The organism is Nanhaiella sioensis (assembly GCF_046557775.1).
GTDB lineage: Bacteria > Bacillota > Bacilli > Bacillales > SM2101 > Nanhaiella > Nanhaiella sioensis.
This window is the reverse complement of record NZ_JBKAEG010000001.1, coordinates 3929352-3944450: the sequence shown is the minus strand read 5'-3', so window position 1 is coordinate 3944450 and position 15099 is coordinate 3929352. Positions and strand designations below refer to the sequence as shown.

Below are 15099 nucleotides of genomic sequence, written 5' to 3'. Positions count from 1 at the left end.
GAAAAGAGCCTAAACTTAACGTGACACTACAAAAAATTCCCATTTACTACAAACGAAAGAGTGGGTTTCCCCACTCTTTTCTTTGCCGTTTATGATAGTATCTCCATAAAAACTATATCATAATCACCATATTAATGCAAATACTTTAGAAAAGCGGAGGTGCCTCGGTCATCCCCGACAAGCGCTGGAGACATATCGCTTGAAGGCGCTTTTTGCCTTCAATTGATATGGCGAAGCGACCTCGAGGGGATAGGCACTGCAGCTAGACCGTAGAAAAGCGGAAGTGCCTCGATCATTCCCGACAAGCGCTGGAGGCATATCACTTGAAGGCGCTTTTTGCCTCCGATTGATATGGCGAAGCGCCCCCTCCAGGGGATAGGCAATGTAGCTTGAAAAATTCATAAACTATAGTGCCTCTCTCGCCTTTTCGTATTTTGACATAATAACTACAAAGTTTACGAAAATAGCCTTTTTAAAATAGTGATAATTGATTTTTATCAGGTAAGGATTCTAAACAGCCGTGGTTGTCTAAGTACTCAAGAATTGTTTTAGAAATCTTTCCACGTTTTTGCAAATCCTCTTTTGAGAGGAATTCACCTTCTTTTCGTGACTTCACAATATTAATCGCAGCGTTAGTTCCCAAACCAGGTATAGAATTAAATGGTGGAATGAGCGTATTTCCGTCGATAATAAATTCATTCGCACTTGATTTGTATAAGTCTACCTTCTTGAAGGAAAAACCACGTTCACACATTTCCATAGATATTTCTAATACAGTGAGTAAATTTTTCTCCTTTGTACTAGCTTCTAACCCTTTATCATTTATCTCTTCAATTTTGGCTCGAATTGCATTCGACCCTCTCACCATTGCTTCTATATCAAAGTCTTCGGCGCGTACAGTAAAATATGCTGCGTAGTAGAGGAGAGGATGGTGAACTTTAAAGTAAGCTATTCTAACAGCCATTAATACATACGCAGTTGCATGGGCTTTTGGGAACATGTATTTTATCTTAAGACAAGAATCGATATACCAATCAGGCACCTCATTCTTTTTCATTTCTTGCATGAATTCATCTGTTAACCCTTTCCCTTTACGAACAGACTCCATTATTTTAAATGCAAGTGAAGGTTCCAGTCCCTTGTATATTAAGTAGACCATAATATCATCTCGACAACCGATCACTTCACTCAATGTACAAATCTTATTATGGATTAACTCTTGTGCATTACCAAGCCATACATCTGTCCCATGTGAAAGACCAGATATTTGCACGAGCTCAGAAAAGGTTGTTGGCTTAGTATCTTCTAGCATTTGCCTAACAAATCTTGTTCCAAACTCAGGAATACCGAGTGTTCCTGTTTTACACATAATCTGTTCCTCAGTAACACCTAATGTCTCTGTTCCACTAAATATTTTCATTACCTCTGGGTCATCTGTAGGTATCGTCTTAGGGTCAATCCCACTTAAATCTTGCAGCATCCGAATGACTGTTGGATCATCATGACCGAGTATATCTAACTTCAGTAGATTGTCATGGATTGAGTGGAAATCAAAATGAGTCGTTTTCCACTCAGAGCTTGAATCATCAGCAGGATATTGAATTGGTGAAAAGTCATAAATATCCATATAATCGGGTACAACAATAATACCACCTGGATGTTGTCCAGTAGTACGCTTCACCCCTGTGCACCCAGATACTAATCGATCAATCTCCGCTCCCCTTAGATGCAAATTGTGATCATTTGTATATCCTCTTACGAAGCCATATGCAGTTTTTTCTGCAACAGTACCGATTGTACCAGCACGATATACATTATCTTCTCCAAATAAAACTTTCGTGTAATCATGAGCAATTGGCTGGTATTCACCCGAGAAATTCAAATCTATATCAGGTACTTTATCTCCTTTGAATCCTAAAAACGTCTCAAAAGGAATATCGTGCCCGTCTTTATTATAGTTAGCGCCACACTGAGGGCAATCTTTGTCAGGTAAATCATAACCTGAACCAACTGATCCATCATTAAAAAATTCCGAGTGTTTACATTCAGGACAAACATAATGAGGAGGTAAAGGGTTTACCTCAGTTATTTCAGTCATTGTTGCTACAAAGGAAGATCCAACTGATCCACGAGAGCCGACAAGATAGCCATCATCTAATGACTTTTTCACTAATTTATGAGAGATTAAATAAATAACTGCAAAACCATGACCAATGATGCTTTTTAATTCTTTCTCCAGTCGTTTTTCTACAATTTCTGGTAACTCATTGCCATAAATATCACGGGCTTGATTATAACTCATCGCTCGGACTTCTTCATCAGCCCCATCAATTTTTGGTGTGTACAAATCATCTCTAATAGGTTTAATTTCATCAATTTGATCAGCAATGTTTACCGTGTTTGTAACAACAATCTCCTTAGCCCGTTCTTTACCTAGGAATGCCATTGCTTCTAGCATATCATCAGTAGTTCTAAAATGTGCATCAGGTAGTTTGTGTCGATTTAACGGGTTTGCACCACCTTGAGAACCGATTAGAATTCTGCGATAAATCTTATCTTCTGGATCCAGATGGTGGACATTACCTGTAGCAACAGTAGGAATGGCTAATTTCTCACTTAAATCAACGATTTTTGTAATAATATCTTTTATTGCATCTTCATTTCTAACGAGTTCAAGCTCAATTAAATGCTTATATAAATCAGGTGGAAAAACTTCTAAGTAGTCATAAAACTGTGCTATGCTCTCGACCTCATCTGGAGATTTTTGCATCATTCCTTCAAAAACTTCTCCTCGATCGCAAGCAGAACCCACGATGATTCCTTCACGGTATTTTTGCAATAGTGACCTAGGAACGCGCGGTACACGGAAAAAATATTGCAGATGGGAAAGTGATACGATCTTAAAAAGATTTTTAAGTCCAACATCGTTTTGTGCTATTATAGTCGCATGAAATGGACGCGAGCGTTTATATGAATCATTCCTAGCCATCTTATGATTAAGCTCATTATGGTTTTCTATATCTTTATCATGAGCATCTTTTAACAATTTAGCTAAAAGGTATCCAGTGGCTTCAGCATCGTAAATAGCACGGTGATGTTGCGTAAGTTCTATGTCAAACTTTTTACATAACGTATTCAACCGATGGTTTTTTAGTTCTGGATATAATGCACGTGCTAATTCTAGAGTGTCTATTACTGGGTTTTTGGCTTTATCATAGTCAACTTTTTTATATCCTACATTTAAAAAACCCATATCAAAGCTTGCGTTATGAGCAACTAAAATATCATCTTCAACCCAATCATGAAATTGCTTTATGACAACATCAATATCAGGTGCGTCTTTAACCATATCATCAGTAATACCTGTCAATTCAATCGTAGTTGCTGATAATGGATGGTGTGGATTGGCAAATGCTTCAAAGCGATCAATGATTTCACCATCCTTCATCTTAACAGCTGCCAGCTCTATAATTGTATCGTAAACAGCAGACAAGCCCGTTGTTTCTACGTCAAATACAACATAAGTATCATCTGATAGTAGTCTATCCTGTTCATTGTATGCTATAGGAACCCCGTCATCTACCAAGTTCACTTCTAAGCCATATAGTATTTTCACCCCATGCTTTTTACCTGCAGAGAAAGCCTCTGGGAAAGACTGTGCGATTGCATGATCAGTAACTGCTATTGCCTTATGACCCCATTTTTTTGCTTGCTCAACTAATTTAGTAACAGAGGTTACGGCATCCATTTGACTCATCGGCGTATGCAGATGTAGTTCCACACGTTTCTCATCAGCTGGTTCGTTATCAAGTCGCTCTTGACCCCTGATTTCATTAATATCATTCGCAATCATGACTAAATCACGGACAAAAGTGTCGTTTTGAACGCTACCTCTCACTCGAACCCACATGCCTTTTTGCACCGCTTGTAAAAGAGAAACATCCTCTTTATCTCGAGAAAACATTTTCACTAAAATAGAGCTGGTATAATCAGTTACTTTAAATGTTAACAATGTTCGACCACTGCGGAGCTCTTTCGTTTCAGCATGAAAAATATATCCCTGAATGGCTATTCTCCGCTCTTCGTCTTCTATTTGTTCAATCCTGCGAATATCCTCATCGTCTTTAATCGTATAACCGATTGTTAGCGGTCCTTTTCTTTCTACATGTTCAGTATTTTGATCCTCTTTCTTTTGCATTTCTGCAATGGCTGTCATGACTTTTTGTTGATCTTCTTGTTGCTTTTGTTCAACAAATTTTTCATATTCTTTTTCCGAGTAGTTCACTTCTGTTTCTAGCTGTAGGTATGGGAACCCAAATTGTTGATACACTTCCCCAATATCTTTAGCAAATTTTCTCTTTAAAGCAACAGCTTCGGTATCATTTCGAACTTTGACAATTGCATTAATTCCATTCAAGTGAGGAGTCTGGTCATGTAGTAGGTTCAGCAAGGGTGATTGAATACCTTCAAATTCAAGTAAACAAACCGTCCAATAGGCCTGAAAGTCCTCTTCTGTGAACTGCTTGTCCCGAGCTAATATTGAAAAAGTTACATTTGCTATGTGAGCAAAGGATTTTTGCAAGGCTAGGCTAAAGGAATTATAGATGTCTATCGGTAGGATGGTTGCTAATTGAAATAGAAAATGCCAAGACTTCTTTTCTTTATCGATAATAAGCTTTATTATTCCTGCTTGATGAAAATGCTTAACAAATACATCGTCTGTACAATTAATCTGTTGGAGCAGGAGTTGAAACCGTTCTTTTTGCTCTTGTGATAATTGTTCCATTCTATCCCCCTCCTATCTACCATATAGAAAACTCGGCACAAGCCGAGTTTTCTATATATTATTTTGCTATGTTTTTTTGAATTGTATTTATTAGGTCAGTCTTATGAACCTCAACTGTTTCTCCAGAATTCCTAAACTTCACTTCAACAATTTCCTCAGCAGCTTTTTTACCGATTGTTATACGAACAGGCAGGCCTATTAAATCTGAATCTGAAAACTTCACTCCTGGACGTTCTTGGCGATTGTCAAATAGGACGTTAATACCAGTTTCTTGGAGAGTCTCATATAATTCTTCAGCTAATTGTCGTTGTTCATCATTTTTTATGTTTACTGGAATAAGATGAACATCATAAGGTGAGAGAGCAGCTGGCCAAACCAAACCATTATCATCATGAAATTGCTCAGCGACAGATGCAAGGATTCTTGATACCCCGATACCGTAACAACCCATAATCATCGGTTGATTTCTACCATTTTCATCTAAATACATACCATCCATCGCTTCACTATATCTCGTGCCTAATTTAAATATATGTCCTACTTCAATTCCTTTAGCAAACACAATTGTGCCATTACCATCTGGGGAAGGGTCTCCTTCTTGAATAAAGCGTAAATCTTCGTATGCTGATACGGAAAAATCACGATCAGGATTTACCCCTGTATAATGATAGTTCTCAACATTCGCGCCACAAACTCCATTTACTATCGCTTTTACGGCATGGTCTGCAATAATTTCTATATCACCTTGTACTTGAATAGGACCTAACGACCCAACAGTACAATTCATCATTTGTTTAGTTTCTTCAGCAGTTGCTAATTCAACGTTTGATGCACTGTACAGGTTTTTCACTTTAATATCATTTACTTCATGATCACCACGAACTAACACTAGTACAAACTTCTCATCAGCTTTGAATAATAGTGATTTAATACAATTATGATCATCAACTTGTAAATGATGAGCAACCTCTTGTATCGACTTTTTATCGATTGTTTCTACCTTTTCTAGGTCTGCGGCAGCTTCATCACTCTTAACGTATGTAGAAACTACAGGTGCCATCTCAATATTTGCAGCATAATCAGAGCTATCAGAGTATGCAATAGTATCCTCTCCTACATCTGATAACACCATAAACTCATGCGTATCTTTACCACCCATTGCACCAGAATCAGCAATAACAGCCCTGTAATCCAAGCCACACCTTCTGAAGATGTTTCCATATGCTTCATACATCTTGTTATACACTTCATCTAATGACTCTTGCGAAGAATGAAAGGAGTATGCATCTTTCATAATAAACTCTCTACCACGCAACAAACCAAAGCGCGGCCTTTTTTCATCACGGAATTTAGTTTGAATTTGATATAGAGTAAGTGGGAGTCTCTTATAACTCTTTACTTCATCTCTTAATAGGTTCGTAATTACTTCTTCATGAGTTGGCCCTAAAGCAAAATCTCGGTTGTGACGATCTTTTAGTCTTACTAGTTCAGGACCATATGAGTACCAGCGTCCAGACTCTTGCCACAGCTCTGCTTGTTGAAGTGCTGGCATTAATAACTCCACTGCGCCTATGCGGTCGAGTTCTTCACGAACAATTGTCTCAATTTTGTGTAACACTCGCTTGCCCAATGGCAGAAAACTATAAACACCACTGGCATTTGAACGGATAAATCCTGCTCTTAGCAAGAGCTGATGGCTTTTTACTTCAGCATCAGCAGGCACTTCCCGCAATGTAGGAATAAATGTTTGACTTTGCTTCATTTCAAATTACACCTCTTATTTCTTAACGGACTTTTTATAGCTTAAAAATTATTGGAAAGCTCTTCTTTTTGATTTCTCTACTAAATTAGAATAACTAGAAGAGAAAATACAGCAACACCTTATAGGAAGAACCTTTGGATATCGTTCCACGTAACTACTAACATTAATAGCATTAATAAAGCAAAACCAATAAAGTGGACCATACCTTCCTTTTGACGATCAATCGGTTTTCCTCTAACAGCCTCAATGGCAAAAAACATTAATCGGCCTCCATCTAATGCCGGTAGTGGTAGTAAATTCATAATACCTAAGTTAATACTCAATAAAGCTGCCCATCTCATTAAATATAGCACACCAGATTGAGCTACTTCCTCTGTTGTTTTGTAAATGCCAACTGGACCTGATAGCATATCAAATGAAAATTGACCAGTTATTAATTTCCCAAGTAAAATGATGATCTCTTTTGTCCAAACAAAAGTTTCTTCAGCTCCGAATGCAATTGAACCGAATATCGATTGATTCACCGAAGGGTATACACCAATTTGTCCAATTTTCATCCCTTGAACTTCATTTAACTTCGGAGTTACAGTAATTGTTTCTGATTGTCCATCACGTTCAATTGTAAATAATAGCTGCTTTTCAGGGTTATTTTGAATCATTTGAACGACTTCATCCCAAGAAGATAATTGTTTGTTATTAATTGCTAATACAATATCACCTTCCTGTAAGCCAGCTTCAACTGCTGCACCGCCTTCAATGACCTCCCCTAGTTGTGGATCATCAGACGGATAGCCTTGAATGAAAGCAATAACCATAAAAAGAACGGCAGCTAAGACGAAATTCATAAGCGGGCCTGCAAAAATAGCTAGTGTTCGTTGCCACAACGTCTTCGAACTAAATTGTCTTGAGTATGGGGCAATTTGGATGTGTTGATCATCCTGAATAAAATGTGCCGTTTCACTCACTTCAAAACGTACAAGTTTTTCATCATTATCTTCTTCATAGCCTGTTATATACAGTTCGTGCTCTAAATCAGCAAACTCTACTTCAACGATTTTTGCATCAGGGTATTTGTCCTTATTGTTTAGAACGATGTTCGTTACTTTTCCATGTTGATCAAACAGCAGACCGATGCTGTGGCCTGGTTTAATTTCAATCATTTCAGGGTCTTCACCAGCCATCCTTACAAAACCACCGATAGGAAGAAGCCTAATCGTATATAGTGTTTCTTTCTTTTTGAAAGTAAACACTTTAGGTCCAAATCCAATCGCAAATTCTCTACATAAAATTCCAGCTCGTTTTGCAAAAACTAGATGACCTAATTCATGAACAAAAACTAACGCTCCAAAAATAATTACAAAAGCAATTACCGTATTTAGCGTCTCCACATATCCAACCACCTTTAATTTATTAGTGTTTTTATGTACTTACGAGTGTCCGTATCTACTGTGCGTATACACTCTAAATTAGGGTTTTTAATTGTACGGTGTTGCTCAAGTGATCTTTCAATAAGTTCCTCAATTTGAAGGAAGGTAATTTCCTTTCTAAGAAAAGCAGCAACAGCTTCTTCATTTGCAGCATTTAGTACTGTTGGCATCGTTCCCCCTTCTACTCCCGCCTCGTAGGCAAAGCGTAAACACTGGTATCGATTAACATCTGCCTTCCCAAAATGCAGAGCTCCAATCTCCACAAGATCCAATCTCTTTGTATTGTTAAACACTAGCCTATCAGGGTATGATAGCGCATATTGAATCGGAACACGCATATCAGGATTTCCTAACTGGGCAATAATGCTACTGTCATGAAATTGGACCATTGAGTGTATAATGCTCTCTTTATGGAGGACGACATCAATATGTGTATAAGGAATTTGAAAAAGCCAGTGCGCTTCGATAACTTCAAGACCTTTATTCATCATCGTAGCAGAGTCTATCGTTATTTTTGCTCCCATAGACCAGTTAGGGTGATTTAGTGCTTGCTCAACAGTAACATGCTGCAGTTCATTTCTCTTTTTCTCACGAAAGCTGCCACCAGAAGCTGTTAAAATGAGCTTTTCAATCGTTTTTTCTTGTTCTCCCTGTAAACATTGATAAATAGCAGAATGCTCACTGTCAACTGGTAGAATTGAAACTCCGTTATTTCTTGCCATTTCCATAACTATATGTCCTGCTGTTACAAGTGTTTCTTTGTTGGCAAGAGCAATTGTTTTTTTGGCTTTAATCGCTTCAATCGTTGGTGTAAGACCTACACTTCCAACCACCGCATTGACGACTATGGATGCTTGGTCATGAGTCGCGGCATGAACTAATCCATCATCACCATAAACAAATGATATATCTTTAGTAAATTCACTCTTTAATCGATCAGCATCTTCTTTATATTTAACAGATACGAGCTTAGGTGAAAATTCATGAATGATTTTCCTCGCTTCTGGTATATTCTGTCCAACAGAAATTGCTACAAGGCTAAATTGGTCTTGGTGCAGCTTAATGATATCAAGCGTCTGCTTCCCTATAGAGCCAGTAGCCCCTAATAAACTAATGTGCTTCAAACGATACACTCCCCATATCCATTCAAAATTAACAACCGTCTTTTTTTCTGTTAAATCCTATCCTTGCTATACACTAGTGCGCTACAACTTGATTAAAAAATATAATATCGGTAAAACGAAAATCAAGCTATCAAAACGGTCTAATATTCCCCCATGCCCTGGTAAGATACGTCCAGAATCCTTTACCGCATAATGACGTTTAAACGCTGATTCAACTAAATCACCTATTTGTCCAAAAATAGATAAAACGATAGCAATGCCTAAAATGCTAATCATTGTAAAATCATCGATAGGGGCAAACAGTTTAAACAAAATCGCAGCAATAATTGCACAAGCAATACCACCTATTGATCCTTCAATTGTTTTATTTGGACTAATTTCAGGCCACAGCTTATGCTTACCAAATTTGCGACCTACAAAATAAGCACCAGAATCTGTTGAGAAAATAACTGCAAAGGCAAAGAATATATAAGTTAAACCAACTTGTCTCGTTTCAATAAAATAATAAAATCCAATTCCAACATATAATGTAGCAACTATGATAAATCCAACATCGTCAAAAGAAAACTTGTTATTTGTCAACACAGTATACGATAAAAAAAGTAAAACTGCGAATAACAAAAACTCAACTTTCATAAATGGAATTCTGTCTAGTAACATGGGGTGATCTGGTACGAGTATTATCCATAACATAAGTATGCTAATTACCCCTGGAAATGACAAAATTGAGATGTGTTTCATACGTAAAAGTTCATATAGCCCTATCGTAGCTATTAAATACATCACCGCAATAAATGGAAGGCCACCATAAATGACGATAGGCAAAAAAACTGCTAGCGCAATAGTAGCTGTTATAATTCTTTGCTTCATATTAATATCATCCTTTACACGCCGCCAAAGCGTCGAGCTCTTTTTTGAAACTCGTCAATCGCCTCTAGAAAATGTTCCTCTGAGAAATCCGGCCATAACGTTTCAGTAAACCAAAACTCTGCATACGATAGCTGCCAAAGCATGAAGTTACTTAGACGAACAACACCGCTCGTTCTAATTAATAGGTCAGGATCTGATAATTCTTGTGTCATTAAATAATTTGAAAATATATCCTCTGTGACCTCTTCTTCTGTTAATACACCTGATTTTTGGTCCGCTATAATCGAATTTACCGCTTGAACTATTTCATTGCGGCTGCCATAATTTAATGCAAAATTTAAAATCATTCCATCATTATCGCTTGTTTTGTTAATAGCATTTTGCACAGCACGGAAAGTGTGTTCTGGTAAGCTATCTTTCATCCCCATTACTCGAACTTGTACATTTTCCTTAATTAATTCAGGTAAGAAAGTTTGGAGAAATTCTTCTGGTAGCTTCATTAAGTAATCAACTTCACTTTTTGGTCGCTTCCAATTTTCTGTTGAAAATGCATATAACGTTAGTACTTTTACACCTAGAGAATTTGCTAGCTTCGTTATCTTTCGGACAACCTTCGTTCCTTCATGGTGTCCTGCAATGCGTGGTAATGCTCTTTTTTGTGCCCACCTTCCATTGCCATCCATAATAATTGCAATATGCTCAGGTATTGGATTCTTTTTTATCGTATCTATTGTATATACTTGCTCTGAAGAATTTGGTTTACGATTCTTCCAAAAGTTTAATTTATGTAGCATACAGGTTTCCTCCGTCACCCTTAACAATCTATATTGTCTCTAGTTTAACAAAAAAACCCCCTGTTTAAAATAGAGGGTACTTTACATATTGTACAATGATTATGCTTATACTTCCATAATTTCTGCTTCTTTTTCTTTTGCAACCTGATCAATTTTTTTAATATGATCATCCGTTATTTTTTGAATATCCTCGGTTAGTCCGCGAAGCTCATCCTCAGTGATTTCACTATTTTTTTCAAGCTTTTTTAATTCGTCATTTCCATCACGACGTACATTACGCACTGCCACTTTCGCATCTTCACCGTATTTTCTTACTACTTTTGTTAATTCTCTACGGCGCTCTTCAGTTAATGCTGGTATCGTAATTCGAATAATTGAACCATCATTAGATGGTGTTAATCCGAGGTCAGCCTTTAAGATTGCTTTTTCGATATCACCTAAAGATGATTTATCATAAGGTTGAATAGTTAACATACGTGCTTCAGGTACAGTAACTGATGCTAGTTGATTTACCGGAGTTGGTGCACCATAATAATCTACTGTCACTTTATCTAATAATGAAGGGTTTGCACGACCAGCTCTTACTGTCGCTAACTCTCTTGAAAATGCTTGAATAGCTTTTTCCATTTTAGATTTCACACTATTAATAACTTCTTTTGACATTATTTTTTCCCCCTTACTAATGTTCCGATATTATCACCTAATACCGCTCGTTTAATATTTCCTTGCTCCATAATAGAGAAAACGATAAGTGGTATGTCATTATCCATACAAAGAGAAGATGCTGTTGAGTCCATGACACCTAATCCCTCTTTTAGTACATCCAAATATGACAGTGTATCATATTTTTTTGCAGTTTGATCAATTGTTGGGTCTGCACTATATACACCATCAACATTATTTTTTGCCATAAGTATAACATCTGCTTCAATTTCCGCTGCTCGAAGTGCTGCAGTTGTGTCTGTTGAAAAATATGGATTACCCGTTCCAGCAGCAAATATGACTACACGTTTTTTTTCAAGGTGGCGTATTGCTCTACGACGAATATATGGCTCAGCAACTTGTCTCATTTCTATAGAGGTTTGTACACGAGTTTGTACACCGGAATTTTCAAGACTATCTTGAAGCGCTAATGAATTCATGACAGTAGCTAACATACCCATATAATCGGCTGTAGCCCGGTCCATTCCCATTTCACTACCTATTTTTCCTCGCCATATATTTCCTCCACCTACTACAACAGCAACTTCAACACCTAGTTCGGCAATTTCCTTTACTTGATCAGTTACTGAGGAGATCACAGCTGGGTTAATACCAAATCCCTGTTCACCTGCTAATGCTTCTCCGCTTAGTTTTAATACAACTCGTTTATACTTTGGATTATTCATACTAACCTCCACTAGAAGTTCTTTAAGCTAAATGACTTTAAAAAAAGGGAACACACTTGTGTTCCCACTATTTTAGCTAAGATTTGGTACTTACTTTTTCACTTGGCTCATAACTTCTTCAGCGAAGTTTTCTTGACGCTTCTCAATTCCTTCTCCAACTTCAAAGCGTACAAAACTTTTTACAGTAGCTCCTTTAGCTTCAACAAACTGTTTTACTTTTAAATCAGGGTTTTTAACGAATGATTGATCTACTAAACAAATATCTTCAAAGTATTTGCTTAAGCGGCCTTCAACCATTTTTGCAACGATTTTTTCAGGCTTTCCTTCGTTTAATGCTTGTTGAGTCAGTACTTCACGCTCACGTTCAACTTCATCTTGAGAAACTTGATCACGTGAAACATATTTCGGTTTGATCGCAGCAATATGCATAGAAACATCTTTAGCAGTCGCTTCATCATTAGTTCCTTCTAATAAAGTCAAAACTCCAATTCTGCCTCCCATATGAAGGTATGCACCAAAAGCATCATTATCAGTTTTTGTAACAATTTCAAAACGACGTAAAGTCAGTTTTTCACCAATTTTTGCAATTGCAGCATTGATGTATTCTTGAACAGTCGTTCCATTGTCCATTTTTTGTTCATGAGCTTCTTCAATTGTGCTTGGCTTGTTAGTCAATAAGTGTTGAGCTAATTCTTTGATTAATGTTTGAAACCCTTCATTCTTCGCAACAAAATCAGTCTCTGAATTTACTTCTAGTATCACAGCTTCATTTCCTGATACTTCAATATATGCAGAACCTTCTGCAGCAATGCGATCTGCCTTCTTCGCAGCTTTAGCAATACCTTTTTCACGTAAAAAGTCAATTGCTTTTTCCATATCACCATCAGTTTCTGTTAACGCTTTTTTACAATCCATCATTCCTGCGCCAGTTTTTTGACGAAGTTCTTTTACCATTTGTGCAGTAATAGCCATTATGAAAATTCCTCCTTATATATGTATCATAGTATAATTATTAATAAGATGTTCTACTCGCTTATAGTATTAACTCAAAGATGTAGATAACTTGTGTATTTTCTCAAAAAAAGGTGATAGAAGGCAAATCCCTCTTATCACCTTTTGTAAAAATTTCACTTAAGCTGAAGTTTCTTCACCTTGTTTTGCTTCTAAAATCGCATCAGCCATTTTAGATGTTAACAATTTAACAGCACGAATTGCATCATCGTTTGCTGGGATTACGTAATCAATTTCGTCTGGATCACAGTTTGTATCAACGATTCCTACAAGAGGAATGTTTAATTTATGAGCTTCTGCAACTGCGATACGCTCTTTACGTGGGTCGATAACGAAAATAGCATCCGGAAGACCCTTCATTTCTTTAATACCGCCTAGGAATTTCTCTAAGCGTTCTTGTTCTTTTTTAAGTTGTACAACTTCTTTTTTAGGTAATACATCGAAAGTACCGTCTTCTTCCATTCTTTCGATATCCTTTAAACGATTAACACGCTTTTGAATTGTTGAGAAGTTAGTCAACGTTCCACCTAACCAACGTTGGTTTACATAGTACATACCTGAACGTTCAGCTTCGTCTTTAACTGAATCTTGAGCTTGTTTTTTCGTTCCAACGAAAAGGATTTTACCACCGTTACCAGCGACTTCCTTAACAAAGTTGTACGCTTCTTCAACCTTTTTAACTGTTTTTTGAAGATCGATAATATAAATTCCGTTACGCTCAGTAAAGATGTAACGCTTCATTTTTGGGTTCCAACGGCGTGTTTGATGACCGAAATGAACACCAGCTTCTAGTAGTTGTTTCATTGAAATGACTGACATGTGTTTTCCTCCTAAAATGGTTTTTGCCTCCGCTTGCTTCATTTTTAAACAAATCTGTTATCACTTCATAATAACAGCACCATTGTTTAAATCAGCAACCGTGTGTATTAACACCAAAAAAAAATATAACATATTCATAGCATACAATCAAGTTTAAATATTAGTTTTGTTAAATTTAAGAAGAAGTTCTATTTCAGTTTTACCCTTATTTAATTGTTTGGCAATGTCTTCAATGCCATATCCTTGGCTTCTTAAACCCAATACTTTGTCCTTAAAAGTTTGGTTCTTGTCGCCACTCATTACATGCTCTTTATTATAAGGTTTAATATCGTTTCTGTTGAGTTGCTTTACATTTTCATAGTCATTATTACGATAGTCTGGAAGTAAATCTTTTACATCCTCATCTGATAACGTATCAATATCATAGCTGGATGAATATTTCTGTTCTAGTTTATCGTTACTTATCTTCGTATTAGTCTGTTTGTCAAGAGGTTGCTGGACTTCGGTAGTCGAAGATCCATGTGGCGATGAAGATTGTTCTTTCTTAACTGCTTGGACTCGATTTAGAAATTGATCATTTTGTTCTTTCATCTCGACGACAAAGCTTGCTATAACACTTTCCAGGTCCTTAATCATTCTTTCTTGTTTCTTTTCGACTTCGTGTAATCTCGATATTCTTAAATAGAGGATAATAATTAGCCAAAATGCGACAGCTAATAATAAAAAATATAATATTGCTAACAATGGATTCATCGTAACCTATCCTTTATAATCAATGATGTTTCCTTTATATGGGTGATGCTCGTCTTCCGTAATTTCTTCTTCCTGATTCTTTTTTGTCGTTGACTGCTGAAATTCTTTGTCATTATGGTCATTTGTAAGTTCAGCCTTCTCATTTTTACTCTTGCTATTTACTTGCTTTCTTTTACGCTTTTCTTCTTCTTGAATGCCAATAGCAAGTTGGTCTTGCATATGTTGCCCTCGCTGCTCAAGCTGTTCTTGGATTTTTCCGATGTCTTGTGTTCTAGGAAGTGCAACTTGTAGTTCAACTAATTTTAAACTCATTTTTTACCACTTCCTTCTCCAAGGATTATAATTTGTTGTGATTTATCATTGGT

The 15099-nt window shown here is 36.9% G+C and carries 12 protein-coding genes; all 12 read right to left on the bottom strand.

Annotated elements, in window-relative coordinates:
* Positions 1–472 precede the first annotated feature (472 nt).
* The 12 genes from V1503_RS18415 to V1503_RS18360 all read right to left on the bottom strand — a co-directional run bounded on the left by V1503_RS18415 (position 473) and on the right by V1503_RS18360 (position 15046).
* Positions 473–4786 (bottom strand): PolC-type DNA polymerase III, encoded by a 4314-nt coding sequence (locus tag V1503_RS18415; protein WP_410628623.1) that lies wholly within the window; start codon positions 4784–4786, stop codon positions 473–475.
* Positions 4787–4844: 58 nt separating this feature from the next.
* Positions 4845–6548, bottom strand: coding sequence for a proline--tRNA ligase (locus V1503_RS18410; RefSeq protein WP_410628622.1), 1704 nt, complete (start codon positions 6546–6548; stop codon positions 4845–4847).
* Positions 6549–6667: 119 nt separating this feature from the next.
* Positions 6668–7936 carry an RIP metalloprotease RseP gene (gene rseP / locus V1503_RS18405; protein WP_214482715.1) on the bottom strand — a complete coding sequence of 423 codons (1269 nt, stop codon included), beginning with the start codon at positions 7934–7936 and terminating at the stop codon, positions 6668–6670.
* Positions 7937–7950: 14 nt separating this feature from the next.
* A complete protein-coding gene (locus V1503_RS18400; protein WP_410628621.1) occupies positions 7951–9099 on the bottom strand; it encodes a 1-deoxy-D-xylulose-5-phosphate reductoisomerase in 1149 nt (382 codons plus the stop codon).
* Between the two features lie 81 nt (positions 9100–9180).
* On the bottom strand, positions 9181–9969 hold the full coding sequence (locus V1503_RS18395) for a phosphatidate cytidylyltransferase (protein WP_410628620.1): 789 nt from the start codon (positions 9967–9969) through the stop codon (positions 9181–9183).
* A gap of 14 nt (positions 9970–9983) precedes the next feature.
* A complete protein-coding gene (uppS, locus tag V1503_RS18390) occupies positions 9984–10763 on the bottom strand; it encodes an undecaprenyl pyrophosphate synthase (RefSeq protein ID WP_214482712.1) in 780 nt (259 codons plus the stop codon).
* A 105-nt stretch (positions 10764–10868) separates the two neighbouring features.
* Positions 10869–11426: a ribosome recycling factor gene (frr, locus tag V1503_RS18385; protein WP_214482711.1), complete on the bottom strand. Its 558-nt coding sequence runs from the start codon at positions 11424–11426 to the stop codon at positions 10869–10871.
* Complete coding sequence (pyrH, locus tag V1503_RS18380; RefSeq protein ID WP_214482710.1) at positions 11426–12151, bottom strand: UMP kinase; 726 nt, start codon at positions 12149–12151, stop codon at positions 11426–11428. Before pyrH ends, frr begins: the two co-directional genes overlap by 1 nt.
* A gap of 90 nt (positions 12152–12241) precedes the next feature.
* Positions 12242–13123 (bottom strand): translation elongation factor Ts, encoded by an 882-nt coding sequence (tsf, locus tag V1503_RS18375; RefSeq protein ID WP_410628619.1) that lies wholly within the window; start codon positions 13121–13123, stop codon positions 12242–12244.
* Positions 13124–13282: 159 nt separating this feature from the next.
* Positions 13283–13981: a 30S ribosomal protein S2 gene (gene rpsB / locus V1503_RS18370; protein ID WP_214482784.1), complete on the bottom strand. Its 699-nt coding sequence runs from the start codon at positions 13979–13981 to the stop codon at positions 13283–13285.
* Between the two features lie 153 nt (positions 13982–14134).
* Positions 14135–14734 (bottom strand): DUF6115 domain-containing protein, encoded by a 600-nt coding sequence (locus V1503_RS18365; RefSeq protein ID WP_410628618.1) that lies wholly within the window; start codon positions 14732–14734, stop codon positions 14135–14137.
* 6 nt (positions 14735–14740) lie between these two features.
* Positions 14741–15046 carry a hypothetical protein gene (locus V1503_RS18360; protein ID WP_214482707.1) on the bottom strand — a complete coding sequence of 102 codons (306 nt, stop codon included), beginning with the start codon at positions 15044–15046 and terminating at the stop codon, positions 14741–14743.
* Between the last annotated feature and the right edge of the window lie 53 nt (positions 15047–15099).

Bases quoted from the DNA above. Each gene is read 5' to 3' on its own strand.
- V1503_RS18415 (WP_410628623.1), bottom strand. From the start codon at position 4,786: ATGGAACAATTATCACAAGAGCAAAAAGAACGGTTTCAACTCCTGCTC.
- V1503_RS18410 (WP_410628622.1), bottom strand. From the start codon at position 6,548: ATGAAGCAAAGTCAAACATTTATTCCTACATTGCGGGAAGTGCCTGCT.
- V1503_RS18395 (WP_410628620.1), bottom strand. From the start codon at position 9,969: ATGAAGCAAAGAATTATAACAGCTACTATTGCGCTAGCAGTTTTTTTG.
- uppS (WP_214482712.1), bottom strand. From the start codon at position 10,763: ATGCTACATAAATTAAACTTTTGGAAGAATCGTAAACCAAATTCTTCA.
- frr (WP_214482711.1), bottom strand. From the start codon at position 11,426: ATGTCAAAAGAAGTTATTAATAGTGTGAAATCTAAAATGGAAAAAGCT.
- pyrH (WP_214482710.1), bottom strand. From the start codon at position 12,151: ATGAATAATCCAAAGTATAAACGAGTTGTATTAAAACTAAGCGGAGAA.
- tsf (WP_410628619.1), bottom strand. From the start codon at position 13,123: ATGGCTATTACTGCACAAATGGTAAAAGAACTTCGTCAAAAAACTGGC.
- rpsB (WP_214482784.1), bottom strand. From the start codon at position 13,981: ATGTCAGTCATTTCAATGAAACAACTACTAGAAGCTGGTGTTCATTTC.
- V1503_RS18365 (WP_410628618.1), bottom strand. From the start codon at position 14,734: ATGAATCCATTGTTAGCAATATTATATTTTTTATTATTAGCTGTCGCA.
- V1503_RS18360 (WP_214482707.1), bottom strand. From the start codon at position 15,046: ATGAGTTTAAAATTAGTTGAACTACAAGTTGCACTTCCTAGAACACAA.